The organism is Desulfosporosinus acidiphilus SJ4, assembly GCF_000255115.2.
Classification (GTDB): Bacteria; Bacillota; Desulfitobacteriia; order Desulfitobacteriales; family Desulfitobacteriaceae; genus Desulfosporosinus; species Desulfosporosinus acidiphilus.
Genome location: NC_018068.1, coordinates 3,984,446 through 4,004,890, shown reverse-complemented (window position 1 = coordinate 4,004,890; position 20,445 = coordinate 3,984,446). Strand labels below are relative to the sequence as shown.

General features: G+C 41.7%; 19 protein-coding genes. All 19 read left to right on the top strand.

Going from position 1 to position 20,445, the window contains the following annotated elements:
* The 19 genes from DESACI_RS18375 (at window position 1) to fliF (ending at window position 20,445) form a co-directional block, all read left to right on the top strand.
* Window positions 1-1,857 (top strand): motility associated factor glycosyltransferase family protein, encoded by a 1,857-nt coding sequence (locus DESACI_RS18375; RefSeq protein WP_014828714.1) that lies wholly within the window; start codon window positions 1-3, stop codon window positions 1,855-1,857.
* Between the two features lie 82 nt (window positions 1,858-1,939).
* On the top strand, window positions 1,940-2,959 hold the full coding sequence (locus tag DESACI_RS18370; RefSeq protein WP_014828713.1) for a UDP-N-acetylglucosamine 4,6-dehydratase family protein: 1,020 nt from the start codon (window positions 1,940-1,942) through the stop codon (window positions 2,957-2,959).
* Window positions 2,956-3,891: a dTDP-glucose 4,6-dehydratase gene (locus DESACI_RS18365; protein ID WP_014828712.1), complete on the top strand. Its 936-nt coding sequence runs from the start codon at window positions 2,956-2,958 to the stop codon at window positions 3,889-3,891. The genes DESACI_RS18370 and DESACI_RS18365 overlap by 4 nt, the downstream gene beginning before the upstream one ends.
* Before the next feature lie 97 nt (window positions 3,892-3,988).
* Window positions 3,989-5,182, top strand: a complete 1,194-nt coding sequence (gene pseC / locus DESACI_RS18360) for a UDP-4-amino-4,6-dideoxy-N-acetyl-beta-L-altrosamine transaminase (protein WP_014828711.1) — start codon at window positions 3,989-3,991, stop codon at window positions 5,180-5,182.
* Between the two features lie 96 nt (window positions 5,183-5,278).
* On the top strand, window positions 5,279-6,019 hold the full coding sequence (locus DESACI_RS18355) for a cytidylyltransferase domain-containing protein (RefSeq protein WP_014828710.1): 741 nt from the start codon (window positions 5,279-5,281) through the stop codon (window positions 6,017-6,019).
* A gap of 33 nt (window positions 6,020-6,052) precedes the next feature.
* The gene (pseG, locus tag DESACI_RS18350) at window positions 6,053-7,147 is read left to right on the top strand and encodes a UDP-2,4-diacetamido-2,4,6-trideoxy-beta-L-altropyranose hydrolase (protein ID WP_014828709.1); all 1,095 of its coding nucleotides are present in this window, start codon (window positions 6,053-6,055) and stop codon (window positions 7,145-7,147) included.
* Between the two features lie 71 nt (window positions 7,148-7,218).
* Window positions 7,219-7,767 carry a UDP-4-amino-4,6-dideoxy-N-acetyl-beta-L-altrosamine N-acetyltransferase gene (pseH, locus tag DESACI_RS18345; RefSeq protein ID WP_014828708.1) on the top strand — a complete coding sequence of 183 codons (549 nt, stop codon included), beginning with the start codon at window positions 7,219-7,221 and terminating at the stop codon, window positions 7,765-7,767.
* Between the two features lie 90 nt (window positions 7,768-7,857).
* Window positions 7,858-8,910, top strand: a complete 1,053-nt coding sequence (gene pseI / locus DESACI_RS18340; RefSeq protein WP_014828707.1) for a pseudaminic acid synthase — start codon at window positions 7,858-7,860, stop codon at window positions 8,908-8,910.
* Between the two features lie 60 nt (window positions 8,911-8,970).
* A complete protein-coding gene (locus DESACI_RS18335) occupies window positions 8,971-9,324 on the top strand; it encodes a DUF8042 domain-containing protein (protein WP_014828706.1) in 354 nt (117 codons plus the stop codon).
* An 18-nt stretch (window positions 9,325-9,342) separates the two neighbouring features.
* On the top strand, window positions 9,343-9,768 hold the full coding sequence (fliS, locus tag DESACI_RS18330) for a flagellar export chaperone FliS (RefSeq protein ID WP_014828705.1): 426 nt from the start codon (window positions 9,343-9,345) through the stop codon (window positions 9,766-9,768).
* 31 nt (window positions 9,769-9,799) lie between these two features.
* Window positions 9,800-11,632: a motility associated factor glycosyltransferase family protein gene (locus DESACI_RS18325; RefSeq protein WP_014828704.1), complete on the top strand. Its 1,833-nt coding sequence runs from the start codon at window positions 9,800-9,802 to the stop codon at window positions 11,630-11,632.
* 98 nt (window positions 11,633-11,730) lie between these two features.
* Entirely contained in the window at window positions 11,731-13,023 is a 1,293-nt protein-coding gene (locus DESACI_RS18320) for a motility associated factor glycosyltransferase family protein (RefSeq protein WP_014828703.1), read from the top strand.
* Between the two features lie 20 nt (window positions 13,024-13,043).
* Entirely contained in the window at window positions 13,044-13,538 is a 495-nt protein-coding gene (locus DESACI_RS18315; protein ID WP_014828702.1) for a hypothetical protein, read from the top strand.
* Window positions 13,539-14,158: 620 nt separating this feature from the next.
* Window positions 14,159-16,291, top strand: coding sequence for a chemotaxis protein CheA (locus DESACI_RS18310; protein ID WP_041276134.1), 2,133 nt, complete (start codon window positions 14,159-14,161; stop codon window positions 16,289-16,291).
* A gap of 13 nt (window positions 16,292-16,304) precedes the next feature.
* Entirely contained in the window at window positions 16,305-16,730 is a 426-nt protein-coding gene (locus DESACI_RS18305) for a chemotaxis protein CheW (RefSeq protein ID WP_014828699.1), read from the top strand.
* Window positions 16,731-16,732: 2 nt separating this feature from the next.
* Window positions 16,733-17,914: a protein-glutamate methylesterase/protein-glutamine glutaminase gene (locus DESACI_RS18300; protein ID WP_014828698.1), complete on the top strand. Its 1,182-nt coding sequence runs from the start codon at window positions 16,733-16,735 to the stop codon at window positions 17,912-17,914.
* Between the two features lie 4 nt (window positions 17,915-17,918).
* Complete coding sequence (gene flgC, locus DESACI_RS18295; protein ID WP_014828697.1) at window positions 17,919-18,413, top strand: flagellar basal body rod protein FlgC; 495 nt, start codon at window positions 17,919-17,921, stop codon at window positions 18,411-18,413.
* Between the two features lie 6 nt (window positions 18,414-18,419).
* Complete coding sequence (gene fliE, locus DESACI_RS18290; protein ID WP_014828696.1) at window positions 18,420-18,752, top strand: flagellar hook-basal body complex protein FliE; 333 nt, start codon at window positions 18,420-18,422, stop codon at window positions 18,750-18,752.
* 103 nt (window positions 18,753-18,855) lie between these two features.
* A complete protein-coding gene (gene fliF, locus DESACI_RS18285) occupies window positions 18,856-20,445 on the top strand; it encodes a flagellar basal-body MS-ring/collar protein FliF (RefSeq protein ID WP_014828695.1) in 1,590 nt (529 codons plus the stop codon).

The window sequence follows — 20,445 nt, the reverse complement described above, 5'->3', positions numbered from 1 at the left end:
ATGACTTTTTTTGAAAAAAACTTAGCCTATCTTATCTCTCAAGGTTTCGAAGAAAAGGTTTTGGACCCATATGAACCTTCCTCAGTTAGTCTTATAAAAGGCAAATCGGGGTACTACACGGCAACGAAACTTACCGAAGGACAAGAGATTCTCTTGCATAGTGCTTATGATCCGTTGGGAGAAGCCTCAGTATTGATCGATGAAGGAGATACCGCTTCTTATCAATCAATTTTTCTCTTTGGTTTAGGCTTAGGTTATCATCTGATTAAGTTATTGGATCAAACTCCAAAATCAACTCTTATTTTCGTCTTAGAGACGGATTGGGATATTGTGAAAGCAGCTATGAAAGTCATTGATTTTGAGGAGATTTTATCAACAGGTAGAGTAGTTTTGGCTTTTGGCAAACCATTGGAAATCAAGGCGATTTTGGACAGGCTTTTTGTTATGGGAGAAGTAATACTTAAATTACAGAGAACTGGTTTCTTATATTTTCCTCCAAAATACCGTGTAGAGTTACCATCTGTACAAGAAATGCGAAATCTAGTACTTGAAGAGGTACAATATCATCATCATGCATTAGGGAAGAATTTAGGTTGGCCTGTTCAAGGCTTAACGAACCTGGTAAAACATTTACCTTACCTCATCAAGTCACCAACTCTCAACCGGATTTTTGATACATGGCATAAACCAGTGGTAATAGTTTTGGCGGGACCATCATTAAACAAGAATATTGCGGTGCTTAAAGAATGGCAAGATCGAGTAACGATTTTTTGCGTGAATACGGTGTTTAATAAATTATTGGACTTTGGGATTATCCCGGATGCTACATTTAGTTTGGATCGAACCCCTACTATTCCGGAGAAACATTATATGCGGGATGAACCCATTCCGGATTCTATTGTCTTTGTCGCTAACCCGGTTGTTGATTCGCGCAGTGCAAGTGCGTTTAAGCATCATCTTTTTATCTTCAGTTCAGCAGAATCCTTTGAGCACGAGTTGGCTAACGATTTGGGGAGCGGCGTTTTGTCTATGGGATTGTCAGTAACCCACTTTGCCTTTGCTTTTGCCTATCATATTGGTGCCCCGGCCATAATCTTAATTGGTCAGGATTTAGCTTTTGGCGAAGAAGGACGAACTCATAGTTCGGGAAGTGTTTACGACAAAGTTAAAGTGGATATAGAAAAGGAATTAGAAATTGTTTATCTAGAAGGCTATTATGGGGAAAAGGTTCCATCGCAAGTGACATGGAGAATGTTTAGAGATTGGTATGAAATATTCTTGGAACGCTACCCGACTTTACTTATTAATGCCACTGAGGGCGGGGTCAGGATTAAGGGTACTGTTCAAATGACTTTGCAGGAAGCTATGGAAGAATATGTTGGTATAGATTCGACTGAGAAAGATTCTTTTGTAGATTGGCTTGCAAGTGTTTCTCAGGATATCCTGTACGACGATCGAATTGAAACGATCAAAACCTCGTTTATGTCACGCATTAAGAAGCTTAGTATAGCTGAACAGGTTTATACAAGAGCTGCGAACATGTACAGTTTTATAGAAGATGCTAATATGTCTACCGAAATTAAAAAAAGATACTTAAACCAAATGTATCAGACGGCTTACGATATTCTCACAGATGAATGGATATACTCCCTGTTCAGACCTGAATATATCAGCAGGATGGGAGCTTATATCAACTTAAATAATGGCTCAATGGATGACCATGATGAGGAAATGATAATTAAAAAGGCTATATTATTGCAGGAAATGTTTAAGGATTTAACAACTTTTTTAAATAAACTTAAGAAGATATTGGAAGATAAAGTGCCGGAGCTGGACCAAGAGGAAAAGCTCAGTTAAGCATAATAATATAGATAAGATTATTATTAAAGTTTTAGAATAGATTATTTGATTATTGAGAAGGCAGAAAGGAGTTCGGGCAGTGTTTAAAGGAAAACGAATCTTAATCACCGGTGGAACAGGGACAGTAGGACGATCATTGCTAAAAACGTTGCTTGCTGAAAGCCCAGAAGTGATTCGCATCTATAGCCGGGATGAGTTTAAACAATTTGAATTGCAGCAACAATATCGAGGAACTTCTAATCTTCGCTTCTTATTAGGGGATGTAAGAGACTATTCTCGGCTGCTGCGAGCCTTTGAGGGAATAGATTATATATTTCATACTGCAGCTTTGAAACATGTACCAGCATGTGAATACAATCCTTTTGAAGCGGTTCAGACTAATATTGTCGGTACGCAAAATGTCATACAGGCTGCCTTGGAATCGAGAGTACAGAAAGTCATCTTTACAAGTACGGATAAGGCAATCAGCCCTACAAATGCGATGGGGGCTACGAAGTTGATGGCGGAGCGTTTAATTGTTGCGGCTGAATACCAAAAAGGGTCCGCCTCGACAGTTTTCTCGGCAGTGCGTTTTGGCAATGTCATGGGTTCCAGGGGATCGGTGATTCCACTATTTGTGGAGCAAATACTAAAGCAACGCAGAATAACCTTGACTTCGCCGGATATGAGTCGCTTCATGATGACCGTCTCTGAAGCGACTCGTTTAACCATGGAAGCTATGCAACTTGCCGGCGGCGGTGAAGTATTTGTTTTTAAAATGCCTGTTGTTCGTCTAGGCGATTTTGCCGAAGTAATTATTGATCTGGTTTGTGAGAGATATGGAATTAAGACAAGTGAAGTTGAAATCCAGCATATTGGACTTCGCCCCGGAGAAAAGATGTATGAAGAACTTATGACTACTGAAGAATCTAAAAATGCATATGAATACCCGCATATGTATGCTATTCCTGCTCCATTCGGCGGCAGTAGAACGGTCATGCATATGGCTTCCAAAGCCTCCGAGGGGAATTATAGCTCAGAAAAAGGACAAGTTCTTACGAACAATGAGATACGCCATTTATTAGCGGCAGAACTTTTGACTGGAGAGGATTGGCAATGAAGGCATTAGTGACCGGAGGAGCCGGGTTTATCGGTTCTTGGGTTGTTGAACAGTTACTGCAGGATGGACATGAGGTTTGGGTTTTAGACAATTTGTCAAATGGTTCAGAGGATAACCTGAACTCATCGGTTGGTCAGAGCGGATTTAAGGGTTTTGTACGCGGCGATATTAAAGATAATCATGTTCTTGAACAGTTGTTCGCAAATGGTTTTGCTGTTTGCTATCATTTAGCAGCCAGTATCAACGTCCAAGACAGTATTGATGACCCGAAAACTACCTTTGACAATGATGTTGTGGGTACCTTTAATGTACTGGAAAATTGCCGCAAACACAGAGTTAAAATGGTGTTCATGAGTACATGTATGGTTTATGATCGGGCAACAGGGGCAGCGGGGATTGATGAAACTTCACCGATCAAGCCTGCTTCTCCTTACGCAGGTTCGAAGATTGCTGGAGAAAATATGGTTCTTTCTTACTTTTTCGCTTATGGCCTGCCGGGAGCAGTCATTAGGCCGTTTAATACCTACGGCCCAAGGCAGAAGGCTTCTGGAGAAGGCGGAGTAGTCAGTATTTTTACGAATAAGGCGCTGCGAGGTGAACCGTTAAATATATACGGCAGCGGCGAACAAACAAGAGACTTATTGTATGTCGAAGATTGCGCTCGCTTTGTCGTGGCAGCAGGGCTTGATGATTCCGTGAACGGGCAAATTATTAATGCTGGTTTGGGAAGGGATATTAGCATTAATGACTTGGCTGTAAAAATTTGCGGTAATGAGAGTCAAATCCGGCATGTAGATCACATTCACCCTCAAAGCGAAATTCCGAAATTGCTTTGTAATTCCCAGAAGGCCAAAACACTGTTAAACTGGGAGCCAAGAGTGTCGCTTGAAGACGGGCTCTTAAAGATAAGGGCCTGGATGAAGGGCAACTGATACCTTGAGTATATGATTTGAATTATGGGTTTAGCAAAGAAATAAGTACTAATAACGTTCCTGTAGTAGTCTAACCCGAGAGAAGGTATGGGAGATAATGACAGAACAATTAGCTCTTTACGGTGGAAAACCTGTGCGCGATAGCCTTCTCCCGTATGGGAAACAGTGGATTAGCGAAGATGATATTAAGGCGGTCTCCGAAATTCTCCGCGGGGATTTTCTGACAACTGGGCCAGCCATCGAACAATTTGAACGTGAGGTTGCTGATTCTGCAGGAACCTCCTATGCTGTTGCTTTTGCCAACGGAACGGCTGCGTTGCATGGCGCGGTCTTTGCGGCGGGAATAGGAGAAGATGATGAAGTAATAACTACTCCAATGACCTTTGCCGCTTCAGCTAATTGCGTACTTTATCAGAAAGGGCGTCCGGTATTTGCCGATATTGACCCTATAACCGGAAATATCGATCCGACGACAATTGAGGACCTCATTACCCCAAAAACCAGAGCGATTATACCCGTTGATTATACCGGTAGACCCGTCGCTCTGGATAGAATCCGTCTTCTGGCCGAAAAATATGGTTTAATTATTATTGAGGATGCAGCCCACGCTTTTGGTGCAAGCTACAATGGTATTCCCGTTGGTTCTTCAGCAGATATGACTATGTTCAGCTTCCATCCCGTGAAGCACATAACAACGGGAGAAGGAGGCATAATTGTTACGAATTCCGACGAGTATTATGAAAAGCTGCTTATGTTCCGATCCCATGGAATTACTAAAAATCCAAGTAAATGCCGTGGAAGTGAAGGACCATGGTATCATGAAATGCAATGTCTGGGATATAATTACCGCATGACAGATATTCAGGCGGGCTTAGGAATTTCTCAACTGAAAAAAAGTGCTGCCTTCTTAAGCAGGAGAAGGCAATTGGTCAATCTATATCTGGAAGGATTCGCGTCACTAGAAGGCCTGGTTCTTCCTCCAAAGGACTTCGAAGGTGAATCCTCCTGGCATCTTTTTGTTATTCGGCTTGAATTAGAAAGACTTAAAGCGGGAAGACGGGAAATATTTGAAGCTCTCCAAGCTGAAAACATAGGAGTTAATGTGCATTATATTCCCGTTTATCATCATCCCTATTATAGAAGTCAGGATTTTCGTCCGGATTGTCCGCAAACCGAGCGGTTTTATGAACGTATTGTGACCTTGCCCCTATACCCGGCGATGAGGGATGAAGATGTTCAAGATGTTATCATGGCGGTGAATAAGGTTTGTAACTATTTCAGTAAATGTTAGGGACTATTTCTTGAGCTTTGAACTGGGGATGGTTTTTTATGATACGTTATGGGATATAGTTAGATTAAATTAGCTTGAGCTAGAGAGGTTGTAAGAATGAGAATGAAGGTTGGAATTATCATTCAGGCTAGGATGACCTCAACTAGGTTGCCGGGGAAAATTCTTTTGCCTGTAATGGGCAAAGCGCTTTTAGAGTATCAGGTTGAACGTCTTAAACGTGTTAAGCGTGCCGATGAGATAATCATCGCGACAACAATAAATGAGACAGATCAGCCAATCATCGATTTAGCCTCAAGGTTAGGTATCAAGATCTTTCGAGGATCAGAGGAAGATGTGTTGGCGCGGTATTTCGGAGCTGCAAAGGAAAACGGGTTGGAAGTTGTTGTGCGAATTACTTCGGATTGTCCGCTCATTGATCCTGCGGTTGTCAGTCTGGTCATCGATACCTATTTGAAGAATCTGGACAGTTGTGATTATGTTTCAAGTTGCTTACATAGAACTTTTCCCAGAGGGATGGATACAGAGGCTTTTCCCTTTGAAATCTTGAAAGAAACATATGAAAAAGCCGTTGATCAACCCTATAGGGAACATGTAACGCCCTATATTTATGAGCATGACGACAGATATCGTTTATTGAATGTGCCTTATCTAATGGATGCAAGCCAATATAGGTTGACAGTCGATACGCCGGAGGATTTTGTTCTTATTGAGCTTATTTTAAAGGAACTTTACCCAGGAAATCCCTTTTTTAAGTTAGAAGATGTATTGGAACTAATGAAAAATCATCCTGAATGGGCAGAGATTAATTCGCAGGTTGAGCAAAAGAAGTTGAGGTAGAAACGTCTATTATTGCGAGAATGAGATGATGATTTGTTAGTAGTTATACGTGCAGATGCTTCTCAAGTTATTGGCAGCGGACATATCATGCGTTGTCTGACCTTAGCAAGGCGATTAAAAACTCAGGGCGCCGATGTTTGCTTTATTTGCCGTGACCTTTCCGGCAATCTGTCTGAATTCATTTATAGTCAGGGGTTTGAAGTATATCTTCTTCCGCGACTTGGCGTTAACGAATTAGATTTAACCAAGACGGAGCTGCCATGGGAAGAACCTCTGCTGAAGCTTGATGCCGTGCAAACAATGAATGTAATAAAAGGCCTAAATCAAGACATTGCTAGCATAATTGTAGACCATTATAGAATTGATTATCGCTGGCAGTTATATTTTAAAGCGCAGGTTCGAAACATTATGGTCATTGATGATTTGGCTAACAGACGTCATGAATGTGATATTTTATTAGATCAAAATTATTATCCTCAGGCACAAGGGCGTTATGGAGGGCTGGTTCCTGAGACATGTTCTTTGTTTCTTGGACCACGTTATTTATTATTAAGAGATGAATTTTACCAGACCCAAAAGAACATGAGAATTAGGACTGGAAATGTCTTGAATGTTCTAATTTTTTACGGTGGCGCTGATCCGACCCACGAAACGGAAAAGTGTTTGAAAGCGCTTAGAGATAGTTTTAGACAGAAATTTGTACTACATGTGGTAACGGCGCATTCAAATTCGCAGAGAGAAATGATCAAAGAAATATGCGCATCCAAGCCAAATATACATTATCATTGTCAGGTTTCAAATATGGCTGAACTGATCAATAAGGCTGATTTAGCCTTTGGAGCGGGAGGATCGAATACTTGGGAGAGGTGTTTTCTGGGGTTGCCTTCAATCGTGACAATCACTGCCAAGAACCAATTGGAAACAACTGTTGCTCTTTCAGAACTTGGTGCAATCTGTAATCTTGGATGGTATGAAGGGGTTACCGGCGAGGCTTTAGTAAAGGCAACAAAAGAATTTATCACGGAACCGAGTAAATTAAGAGATATGGCTAATAAATCACTGGAGTTAATTGGAATCAATAATTCCTTAGGCATAGATGAATTAGTAAAGAAAATCCTTCAAGATTGACCTAAATCTTATTGTGCCGATCAAGGGAAGGGAGAGTTTTTAGGAAAATTTAAAATAAGGGAGCGAAAGCGATGCTTGAACTGGTTAAAGTTAAAGCCACAGATCTGGACAATTTAATGCATTGGCGAATGCTGCCTGATGTGACAAAATATATGTTTACTGATCCTAAGCTAACAATGAATATGCAGATCAAATGGCTTCATGATATTAGTAACGACTCAACCTGTAAACACTGGGTTATTAAGTATAGAGATACAAAAATTGGCACTGTAAATTTAACAAACATTGATTATCATAATCTAAGGTGTTCCTGGGGATATTACATAGCCGATCCTTTAATGCGAGGCAGGGGTTTCGGGAAAATTCTCGAGTATAACATTTGTGATTTTGTTTTTGAAGAATTAAAGTTTAATAAGCTTATCAGCGAAGTTTTGGCCTTTAATGAACGAGTTATTAAACTTAAAGAAACCTGTGGCTCTAAAATAGAAGGGGTACTCAGGTCCCATATAAAAAAAGAAAATACTTATTTCGATGTTGTAGTTTTGGCAATTTTGCGAGACGAGTGGCTGCAGCACAGAGAGATGATTGAATATGAGGAAATATTTATTGAGAAAATATGACTTCAAAATTGAAAGCAGTCATTAGGCTTAGAAGAATCAATCTTCAGTTTTATAAATTTATTTTGACTAAAAATGATAAGAGGTGTACTAATGTCGGCTATTGAAATTGCTGGGCGAAAGATTGGCAAGGATCATAAACCCTTTATTATTGCTGAGATGTCGGGAAATCATAATCAGTCGTTGGACCGAGCCTTGGCAATTGTAGAAGCGGCAGCAGAGGCCGGGGCTCATGCCCTAAAGATTCAAACGTATACGGCTGATACAATGACATTAGATATCGACGAAGGCGAGTTCAATATAACAAATCCGGAAAGCCTTTGGGAAGGCAGCTCGCTTTATAAGCTATATCAAAAGGCTTATACTCCGTGGGAATGGCACAAAACAATTTTTGAACGGTGCAGAGAATTAGGACTTATTTGTTTTAGCACTCCTTTTGATGAGACAGCTATTGACTTTCTGGAGTCCTTGAACAATCCTTGTTATAAGATTGCTTCCTTTGAAAATACAGATCTGACCTTAATCCGCAAAGCGGCAATGACCGGAAAGCCTTTGATAATTTCTACCGGCTTGGCAAATTTAGCGGAGTTGGAGGAAACCGTTCGATTTGCAAGGAAGAATGGGTGCCATAATTTAATTTTATTAAAGTGTACCAGTACTTATCCTGCAACGCCTGAAAATACAAATATTTCGACCATAGGCCATATGAAGCAGGCTTTTAATTGTGAAGTCGGTTTATCCGATCATACCATGGGAATTGGCGTTGCCCTGGCAAGTGTTGCCTTAGGCGCAACAGTTATTGAGAAACATTTTACGTTATCCCGTGCCGACGGTGGAGTGGATTCTGTTTTTTCACTAGAACCTGAAGAATTTAAAATGTTAGTTCAAGAGAGTGTGAGGGCCTGGCAAGCAATTGGTACGGTTTCATATGGACCAATTGCTAAAGAAAAAGATTCATTGCAGTATCGACGGTCACTATACTTTGTCAAAGATCTTAAGACTGGTGAAATAATCAATGAAGAAAATGTCCGGGCAATCAGACCTGGCTATGGTCTGCCGGTAAAATACTATGACATTATCTTAGGTAAACGTATCAACCAGAATGTAAAGAGGGGAACCCCGGTTGCTTGGAATCATATTGGATAAGGACCTATTGCAAGCTAATAAGTTACTTAATTAAAATTCGGATAAGAACGGAGACCCATAATGGAAGAACAAATTGAAGCACTTAAAACAGCTGATGAATACCTTAACAAGTTACGTAAAGGAACAGTCGATGCCGCAGTATTATTCCAAAGTGGTCAGGAGTATAAGGGCTTTCAATTCGTGACTCTTATTGCCGAGGGAATATCCTGGCTTGTTCAGGTTATTGAACTGACGCGCCAATTTCAAATTGAGGATATCCCAATAAATAACGTCATGGATATTATCAGTGAAATTAATGAAGCCATGGAAAAAAGAGATACGGTTACTATTAGTGATTTATTAGAATTTGAAGTTAGTCCAATTCTCCAGGAGTGGCAAGAAAGCATTCAAAAACTTTTGAAGTATAAAAACTAGATAAATAAGGAGTAGAAAATGGCGACTAAAACAATAACCGCTAAATCCGATAGTGCATATGACATTTCAGCGCTAGAGACTGCCTCTCCGGAAATGCTGACCTTAATGCTATATGACGGCGCACTCCGTTTTCTTCAACAAGCGCGCGGCGCCCTGGCAGAGGAAGATAAGGAGTCTGCCGCTAAGTGGTTGGGAAAGCTTCAGGATATCTTTGTTGAACTAAACACGTCACTGGATATGACTCAAGGTGAAATAGCCCAAAATATGCGAAGGCTTTATGAATTTTATCTGCAGGAAGTGACCTTAGCTCAGGTTGAAAAAAGTGCAGACCGTCTTCAAGCTGTGGAAGAATTCCTGGTTCGTTTTCGAGCTACATGGGAAGAGGCTGCACGGATATATAATACTACCAAAGGTTTGAAACAGGCAGAGAGTTCTGATGACTGAGTTCAAAGCTGGGAATGGAGGGAATGAATTAATGATGCTCTATCAAAAAAATTTTCATTTCCTGCATACTCTGGGATTTGCAGAGTGTATGCTGAAACCTCAGGAAACTTCATCCGTAAATATATATACTGGTAAAAAAGGATATCTCACTGGGGTCAAACAGGCGGAAGGCCGTGAAATCCTCCTGCATAGTGCCTATGATCCTTTAAATGAAGCTTTAAGATTAATTGCGGGGAAGGAATTTTCCAAACAGGGCTCGATTTTTGTTCTTGGCTTAGGCTTAGGCTACCATCTAGGCGAATTGGTAAATCAAACGTCTTCCGAGTTACTGATTTTTGTTCTGGAAACAGATTGGGATATCATTCGAGCGGCCATGCAAGTGATAGATTTTGAAAGGATTCTGGCTTCAGGCCGAGTTGTTTTGGTGTTTGGAAACCTTTCAGAAATCAGATCAATCTTAAATGATGTATTTAGCATAGAGGATTCTCTATTAAAACTTCTGAAAATAGATTTCTTAGATTTTCCTTCCAAGCTAAACAGTGCGGTGGAAGAGGTTCAAACGATGCACAGAATAGTGCGCGAAGTGTTGAATAGTCATTACCTCGCAATGAACGATGAAATCAACTGGATGCTACGGAGGTTAAAAAATACCATAAAACATGTTCCTTACCTGGCTCGGGCCCCGTATCCGAGTCAGTTTGCAAATGCTTGGTCTAAACCTGTGGTAATTGTTTTGGCAGGCCCGTCTTTAAGTAAAAATATCGACGTACTTAAGGAATGGCAGGATCGAGTTACTATATTTTGTGTCAACACAGTCTTTAATCGATTGCTGGATTATGGAATTATTCCAGATGCCGCCTTTAGTATCGATATTCACTCTGACCTTGCTGAGAAACATTATAAACGAAATGAACCTATTCCCAAGTCCATAGTTTTTGTAGCTAATCCAGGTGTCGATCCCCGCTGCGCGGATCTGTTTGGGAAACACCTGTTAATCTTTGGAGGCGGCGGGTATTTTCAGCATGAACTTGCCCAGGATATGGGCAGTGAGGCGTTACCCGCAGGATTATCGGTAACTCACTTCGCTTTTATAGTCGCTCGCCATCTTGGGGCGTCGCCGATTATTTTGATTGGACAAGACCTGGCTTACGGTCAGGAAGGACAGACTCATAGCCGGGGTTGTATATATGATGAGCAAAACACGATGCTTTCCCAGAATGATGATGTCCTATTTTTAGAAGGTTATGAGGGAGGAGAAGTATCCTCATGCCAAACTTGGAAATTATTTAGAGATTGGTATGAGGAATTTTTAGAGAATAACTTTTCTTTGGTAATTAACGCCACTGAGGGAGGGGCTAAAATTAAAGGAACCCGACAGCTTGCGTTAAAGGATGCCTTAAAACAATATGTGGGCCTTGAGGCTGAGAAGAAAGTTTCCTTTGGCGATTGGCTGAATTCTGTCAAACTGGGAGTTTCCGATAATGACATGATTAAAAAGATTAGAAATTCCTTTGAGTTGCGCCTTAATAAATTACGGGTTGCCGAATCAATTTGTAAGCAGGGGGTAAGACTCTATAATACAATCGAAAATCCGCAAATACCATTAGAACTTAAGAATCGACATCTTCTTGAAATGGAAGAAGAAGTAAAGAATATAATGAAAGATCGCTGGATTTTTTACACGTTCAGATCTGAATTTATACGTGGAATGTCCGCTTACTATAATATGGATACTGATTCCGAGAAGGAGCCCCCTGAGGTGGATATATTACGAAAAGCAAAATCGCTTCACGATCTGTTTGAAAATTTACGGTCGTATCTCATAGAGTTTGCTGCTGTAATAGAGAATCATCTTGATCATTAGCATACAGTAGGAGTAGTTTACTGCCCAAGGCTTTGAGCGGCCCCAAATTATTACTTGCTTAGAGTTTACGGGCCCACTAATATTAAGGGGGGGATAATTTGGATGAGACAATGACTTTAAACGATGGTCGTATTCTGCGAATTTTCAAGGCCAAGAATGGTCAACCTACTTTATCTGTAAATGATGTTTTAGTTCACAGCAGATTCGATCCTGCCAGGGAGGCTTTTTCTCTGCTTGAAAATAATAAGGCGATATATCAAGATAAAGAGAATGTGGTTGTTTATGGTTTAGCCTTTGGTTATCATGTTACTGAACTGCTTAAAAGAATTTCTTCAGATTGCCAAGTTTATGTGTTTGAAGCGGACACAGCGGTTTTATCTCAAGCAAAGACCTTGGATCTCGTTAAAGAGATGATGGATGATCGGCGCCTAAGCCTGATAGGAGGAGATCAAAGTAATTTCCTCACTGAATTTGCAGAAAAGCTTAATCTGGTGGAAAATATATTAATATATAAACCATCCCTAAGGGTTTTACCAAGAAAACAGGAAAATTTGAAAAGTGCAATTCTGGACTTTGAAGTTGGAAGAATTGCTTGGGAGCGCTTTGGGCCAATGCTTGAAAGAAATAATGACCTTAACCAAACACTTGAGCATGGTACTATCGAAGATTTTCTAAAAGGTTTTGATTTTCAAGTTAGGCCGCTAATTATCGTCTCCTCAGGACCGTCATTAGATACAAGCATCGAAGAATTAACCAAATATCGAAATCAGTTCAACCTATTTTGCGCGGGAAGTGCTCTGAGAACCCTAATGAAATACCACATAAAGCCGGATATGATTTGTATTATCGATCCTCAGGATATCGTAGCTAAACAACTTGTGGGATTTGAGAATCTTGGAGTACCGCTTTGTTTTTTAGATACGGCCTCTTTTACGGCCCTTTTGAATTATCAGGGGCCTAAATACATTTTTTATAATCAGCCGAAAGTAGGGAGCATAACGATTAATACCGGTAAGTCAGTGGCAACAGCACTTTTATCTATAGCTCTTCAAGGAAGAGCAAACCCTATTATTTTCGTTGGTCAAGATTTGGCGTTTATTGGGAAAAAACATCATACCGAAACATTTTCCGAAATTTACGGAGTAAGTAATGACGCTTCTCTTTACAGTTCCGATACAGTTCTAGGTATAAACGGTGATTTGTTGTATACAAACTCGGGCTTACTAAGTTTTAAACGATGGATCGAAAGAATTATTAAAGCTAATCCACAAGTTGTTTTTATTAATGCAAGTCAAGGGGCAAAAATTGAGGGGGCAATCGAAAGGAACTTAGGCGAAATATTTGCTAACGACGAGCTTACTGGTCCCGGAGCAAGACTCAAACAGGTTTAAGAAAGTGGTGGTGGCTTTAGATGATAAACAATGAAGTTAACAATCTATGCAGGGGTATTTGCGAGAAACTGACCCTAAACCTTGAAGGATTTAAGCAAATGCTTGAATTAACTCAACAGCTTGAAGCAAAGTCACCGGATAACGAAGTAGAACCGATCCATGAAATGTTTGAGCAGCGTCAAGTTCTAATTAATAAGGTTGATGAAGTAAATAAAGAAATTAATGTGATCCACAATCAAATAATTAATATACTTAATATCAGGAGTTTTACTCTTGAGTCACTAGAGTCCTATATTTCAGATGAGATGTATAAGAGTCTAACAACGATATATTCACAACTAAATAATGTCATTGTACAAATCGAAGCCATAGACAAGGAATATAAAGAAAAAGCTGAAATGGCCAGGGAAGCAATTAAACTTCAAATTTTACGTTTCCACAGCGCTCTCAGAAAGAATCAGATGTACCATAAAAATCACAAGCTTGCCCCAAGGTTTGTTGACAAAAAGGGTTAATTTATAGAAAACATTTTGGGATTATGATCAAGCATCCAATTTATACTGATATAAACAAATTATATGCATATAATGATCAGACATCAGCAACAAAATCAATTTAAATAAAAATATTTATTTTTGGAAATAGCAGGATGAATTGGAAAAACATCTTGCTATTTTTCTATTATATACCTGCGATAATTGTCGAATAAACTATGTACGGCTTAGTCTCATAATGCTAGAATGAATCATTAAAGAAAGATTCATGATGATTTCAAATATAAAAAATGATTCTAAAATCTATAACATTAGATAGGACTATGTTAGATGCGACTCAGAATTACCATTTTTACCCGAAAGTCCTATATTACTAAGCAAGAAAAAAAGGTTATTATTAGTTTGGACTTATCGTATTTAGGAAATTCATCAGCTTATGTGGAGGAGTATAATAAAAGATGGCGAATAAAAGTATCTAAGTTAATAATTTATATAGAAGGCGCACATATAAAAAGAACATATCTAATCCACAAGATATGTGTCGAATAAGTGATAATGTTATGAACATTTACTATGTGCCCTAGATTACCCGGTATAAAAAATAAACTGTGGAATAACGCGAAATGATTGGGGTGACAAGCATGGGCCAGGATGATGGGAAAAATCAAGGAGTCGAATTGGGAGAGTTTTTAGATTTCTACTTATTGGATTCTCAAGAGCAGATTGAAAGGCTCGGAGCAGGATTATTGCAATTAGAAAAAGAGGGCGGAAATATTGGATTGATCAACGATCTATTCCGTTCGGCACACAGCTTGAAGGGGGCTTCAGGTACAATGGGGTTTACCCCGATTGTTGAGATAACCCATGCTGCTGAGGATTTGTTGGATCGTTTGAGGCAGGGTAAAATGGAAGTTTCCTTGGAGATGATTGACCTATTGCTTGCCGTAACTGACAGAGTCAAAGCAATGTTGGAACAGGTCGAAAAACGTCAGCCTATTACCCATGGATCTGAGGATTTAGTAAATTCCATGAGAGCCTTACTCAATGGGGAAAAACCACCTGCTACGGAGAGCACAGCGGCAGTCCTCAGTCATGAGGAAGAAACTCCGGTGGATTTTGTTCCTATCGACTTTCGTTTAACGCAACAGGAAAGTGAAAAAGTGGACGAAGCCCATAACATGGGCCACGGAGTCTATCAGATTGAAGTGACGTTAGACCCCAATACACTTATGAAAGCGGTCCGAGCAGTAATGTCTACTCAACGGCTCGAAGGAATGGGCAAAGTGATAAAGCTTATTCCGAGTGTTGAAGAGTTAGAAGCCGGACAGGCAAATAGCTTTTCTATTCTGCTGGTGAGTGATGAACCTGCTGATGAGATTAAAAAAGAAGTCTTAGAAATTACCGATATAACAAATGTTACAGTATTTCCCTATCTGACTGCGGAGCCTCCAAGCAAAGAGCAAGTGCCTGCACCTAAGGAAGTCGCTGCGCCAAGTGTCTCCGAACCTCCCAAACAAACTTCAACAGTAAAATCCCCGCCGGCAGCGGCAGTTACTGGAACTGCAAGTGGAGAAGGCAGCACTCAAGTCCATACGATCCGGGTTGATACAGTTAGAATGGATAATCTCATTAACCTTGTCGGAGAAATGGTTATTACCCGGACTCGATTGGTGCAAATTGGTTTGGACCTTAAAGCCCAATACAGTACCGACAGCATGGTTAACAATTTAAATGAAGCTAATGTCTACTTGGGACGCTTGATGAATGATCTTCAGGAGAGCGTAATGCGCTTACGCATGGTGGCGATTGGCACTGTCTTTAATCGTTTTCCTAGGTTAGTGCGGGATCTTGCGAAAAAGACAGGTAAAGAAATTGATCTTGTGCTTAAGGGTGAAGACACTGAGCTTGATAAAACAGTGGTAGAAGTCATTGGGGACCCTCTTATGCATCTTATTCGAAACTCGGTGGATCATGGTATTGAGTCTCCTGAAGAACGCCGAGCGGCAGGCAAATCGGCACATGGAACTGTGACCCTTGATGCCTACCATGATGGGAACCATATCGCAATTCTGATCTCCGATGACGGAGGCGGCCTGGATCTTGACAAGATTAAAAACAAAGCAATTTCTAAAGGCTTGATCGGGGAACGAGAAGAGCTCTCTGACAATGATATTGCTAATCTTATCTTCTTGCCGGGTTTCAGTACTGCCGATAAGGTAACGGACATTTCCGGCCGGGGCGTTGGCATGGATGTTGTGAAAAAAGCTCTGAATAATCTTGGAGGAATGGTAGATATCGCGACTCGCCAAGGAAAGGGGACTACGTTCACCATTCGTCTGCCTCTGACGTTGGCGATCATTCAGGCTCTGCTTGTGGAAGTAAAGGAAGAAATTTATGCGGTTCCCTTGTCCTCTGTCTTAGAAACCCTTCTGGTCAACCGCTCGGAGATCAAAACGGTAGGCGGTCTTCAGATGGTTCAACTGCGTGGAAACACCTTGCCTTTAATTTCTTTACAGGAAAAGTTTGGTCTTCCTGATTCTGAAATTCCTAAGGATGAGGTTTTTGTCGTGGTTGTGGGCTTTGGTGACAAAGCACTGGGGCTTATTGTCGATGAGCTGCGCGGACAACAAGAAGTTGTCATTAAGTCATTGGGGGATTTTTTGAATAATCTGCCGGGAATTGCCGGCGCAACTATTCTCGGAGACGGTAAAGTTACCTTGATTCTTGATATTGGATCTCTTCTTCAAGACGTATTAGTTACGAGAAAAATCTAAGGGGGAGAATAACATGGCTGAAGAACAATTAGTAACGTTTAGTTTAGGGTCTGAGGAATTTGCTGTTGATATTATGCGTGTTCAGGAGATAATTCGTATTCCGCCGATTACTCGAGTACCTAACGCTCCGGAATATATCGAAGGCGTCATAAATTTGCGGGGGAACGTGATCCCCGTGGTAAGTTTGGCTACCCGTTTTGGAATGATTCGGACAGAAGAAACGGATTTAAGCCGGATCATTGTGCTGCAAGTCCAGTCTAAAGTCTTCGGGATTCGTGTGGATGCGGTAACTGAAGTTTTACATTTAGACAGCGAAAGCATCGAACCACCACCGCCGATTGCTGTAGGTGTAGATTCCCAATTCATTCGTGGAGTTGGAAAAACCGGTGAGCGGCTGCTCATTCTTTTAGAACTCGACCAAATTATGGGCGGAGATTAACTATGATCGAAAGTCCTAAAACACCTGTAGGAGTTCTGGTTGTTGATGATTCCCCTTTTATGCGGTTAACTCTGCAAAAAATCCTTAGTCAGAGCCCGAAAATTAAGGTTTTAGATACCGCCCGGGATGGGCGTGAAGGGATTTTAAAACTCCAGTCACTTCATCCGCAGGTGGTTACAATGGATGTCGAGATGCCTGTAATGGACGGGTTAAGGGCGTTAGAAGAGGTTATGCGCTGGCAGCCAACGCCGATAATCATCTTAAGTTCGGTAACCACTGAGGGGGCCCAAGCTACGTTAAAGGCCTTAGATCTAGGTGCTGTAGATGTTGTTGCTAAGCCAACGGGAAAACAAGGGGACGATCTGCAGGTGCTTTCACATGATTTGGTAGAGAAGGTTTTGGCAGCTGCGGAAGTAAATCTCAATCGGCTTGGACGCAAAGGGCTAACTAATAATGTAGGAGTAGCCGGAAATTTGGGGGCGGTGAATCAAACAACAGGGAGGAAAGTTGAGATTTCAGCCTCCTCGCCGGGTGCCCCTCCGCTCAAAGGGCAAATTCCGCGCCCATCGACGGCAATCAAGAGTACCGTTTTACCTAAGCATGCGGTTGAGATTGTTGCCATTGGAACGTCAACAGGCGGACCCTCCGCCTTACAAGCAGTTCTTCCGGTTTTGCCCGGAAATTTTCCGGTTCCTGTTCTGGTTGCCCAACATATGCCCGCCGGTTTTACTGGACCTCTCGCCCAGCGCTTGAACGGGCTTTGCCAGTTAAATGTCAAGGAAGGTATCCATGGAGAGGTATTAAAAGCCGGTACCGTTTATGTGGCACCTGCCGGTAAGCAATTAGAAGTCCTGCGTAAGTCAGGGCAGTTAACGCTTCAGATTGGGGATAATGCCCCTATCCCTACGCTTTATCACCCTTCCGTCGATGTCATGTTGCTTTCTCTAGCTAAGTCTGTTGGTAAAGGGACTCTTGGAGTTGTCATGACAGGGATGGGCAATGATGGGACCAGGGGAATGAAAGAAGTCAAGGCCTTAGAAGGGTTTTCTATTGTGGAATCTGAGGAGACTTGTGTTGTCTATGGCATGCCAAGATCTGTGGTCGAAGCCGGCCTTGCGGATCGAATCGTTCCATTGGGGCAGATAGGAAGGACGATTGTTGAATGCGTAATGAAGAGAGGGTAAAGGAATGAGCTTATTTGGATCAATTGATATCAGCTCTTCTGGGCTGACAGCCCAGCGATTGCGAATGGATTTGATCTCCAATAACATTGCTAATATCAATACAACGAGGACGGGTCAGTTGACTCCCGCCGGCAATCCTATTCCCTATCGACGGGAAGTAGCGGTGTTTGTCCCGCGTCCCTCGGCAACGTCCTTTTCTGATGTGCTTGGGGCGACTATGGGTGGTCAAAATTCAGGGAATGGCGTTGAAGTTTCGAGTATCAACAGCGTTTCCGAAACCCAAGACCCCTTCCGCTTAGAGTACAATCCGGATTCACCGGATGCTGCCAAGGTCGCTGAACCGGGTATCCCAGTAGGGTATGTACGAGAACCGAATGTGAATATTGTGACTGAAATGGTGGACATGATTTCAGCATCCAGGGCCTATGAAGCGAACGTGACCGCTCTCAATGTCAGTAAGTCGATGACTACAAAAGCTTTAGAAATTGGAAAGGGGTAAATATAGATGAGTATTTCCATACCTCCCATTATGTCGCCGGGAATGCTTAATCCGATTTCTCAGGTGACGGCTGGGAATAACGCTGCTTCACAGACTGGAGATGGGGCTCAAAAGGCGGGGACTGATTTTGCCAAGTTTTTAAGTGACGCTTTAGGGCAAGTCAATGCCCTACAAGTCAATGCCGACAATGCCAGTACGCAGCTTGCTACCGGTCAGATTCAAGATGTGTCCACGGCTATGGTGGCCTTGGAGAAAGCCAATCTGTCGTTATCTTTAACTGTCCAAGTGCGTGATAAAGTACTTGACGCGTACCATCAAATTATGACTATGCAAATGTGAGCTAAAACGTACTTATATATACTTATACGTATCGCTTTGTACTTTTTGATGGGTGTTAAGGAGAAAAGTGATGGAATTTAATTTTAGGAAAGGAGTGTGAAGGATGGATTATTCTTGGGCCGGGATTAAGACCTCGGTTAAGAATTTTTGGAATAAGCTTTCTCGCCCACAGAAAGTAATTACGGTGGTTGCTCCTCTATTGGTTCTGATTGCGATGATTACTTTAATCAGCTGGGCTAGCCGGCCCCAATATGTTGCTATTTTTACAAAGCTCACTGACTCCGATGCCGGAGCAATTACAACGAAACTTAAAGACCTAAAAGTTGACTATCAATTGCAAGACAACGGTGCTACAATTTTGGTTCCTCAACAGTCAGCCTCAGAAATCCGTTTAGAACTGGCTAATGCAGGACTCCCTCAAACAAGTAAATTCAGCTTTGCTTACTTGGATACCATGCACTTAGGAGAAACAGATGCAGACCGTAAACTACGGTATACCCTTGGATTGCAAAATGAGTTAGAAGATACTTTGAAAACTTTAAATGGTGTGCAAGATGCCCGGGTCCAATTGGTGATGCCGGACGACTCACTTTTTACCGATAATCAAAAAGCCACCACTGCAGCGGTAACACTCAAGCTTGCCCCGGGGACTCAACTGGGTGAAGATCAAATCCGCGCCATTGCTAATCTGATTTCCGGTTCCGTTGAAGGATTGAAGCAGACTAATGTGACGATCGTGGATACGAATGGAAATGTCCTCTCGGATATTTTGGGGAAAAGTGACAGTCCAAATCGTCTTACCCAAACTCAGTATCAACTGGAACAATCTGTGGAAAGCGATATGCAAAAATCTGTGCAAAGTATGCTGGACAGAGTTCTGGGTCCGAACGAGACAATCGTTCGCATTAATGCGGATTTGAATTTTGATCAAATTAAACGTACTAAGCAGACTTATGGTCCCGGTGCAATTGTAAGTCAGCAAAATTCTACGGAAAACACGACAAATGGCTCTGCAGCCGGCGGGACTCCGGGCTTGACAGCAAATGGGCCCCCTACCTATCAGGCGGCAACCCAAGGGGTATCCAGCTCGACAAAGTCAACAAATACTATTAATAACCAAGTTGATTCAACCCAAGAAGAGCAAGTGGTGAACCCGGGTGCAATTAAACGTCTTTCTGTGTCGGTTATGGCAGATTCGTCGGCGATTAATCAGAATCAACTGAATCAAATCAAGTCGATTGTATCATCTGCAGCTGGGATTGATTTAACTCGCGGGGATCAAATTCAAGTGGCTGCCCTCCCCTTTAATAAAACTGCCTTACAGCAAGAACAACAGGCCATGGCGAATGCGCAACAACGGCAGCAGATGATGACCTATGCCGAAATTGGTGCCGGTGTTTTATTGGGATTATTGGTAATCATCGGTTTTGCAGTTAAACGAGCAAGGAAAGCCCGGGCAAGCAGAATGTTGAGTCTGAACACTGACCAGCCGGTGACACTTGCCGATGCCGAACGCCTGCTGTCTAAGGAGATGCTGGAGCAAGAGGCAGAGGCCAAATTGGCTCAGCAACAGATAACTACAGAGGATGAAATCCTGATGCAAAAGACGAAAGAGGCTGTTGAAAAGTATTCACAAAATAACCCGGCTGAAGTGGCTCGTCTTGTTAAGACCTGGTTAGCAGAGGAGAGTTAG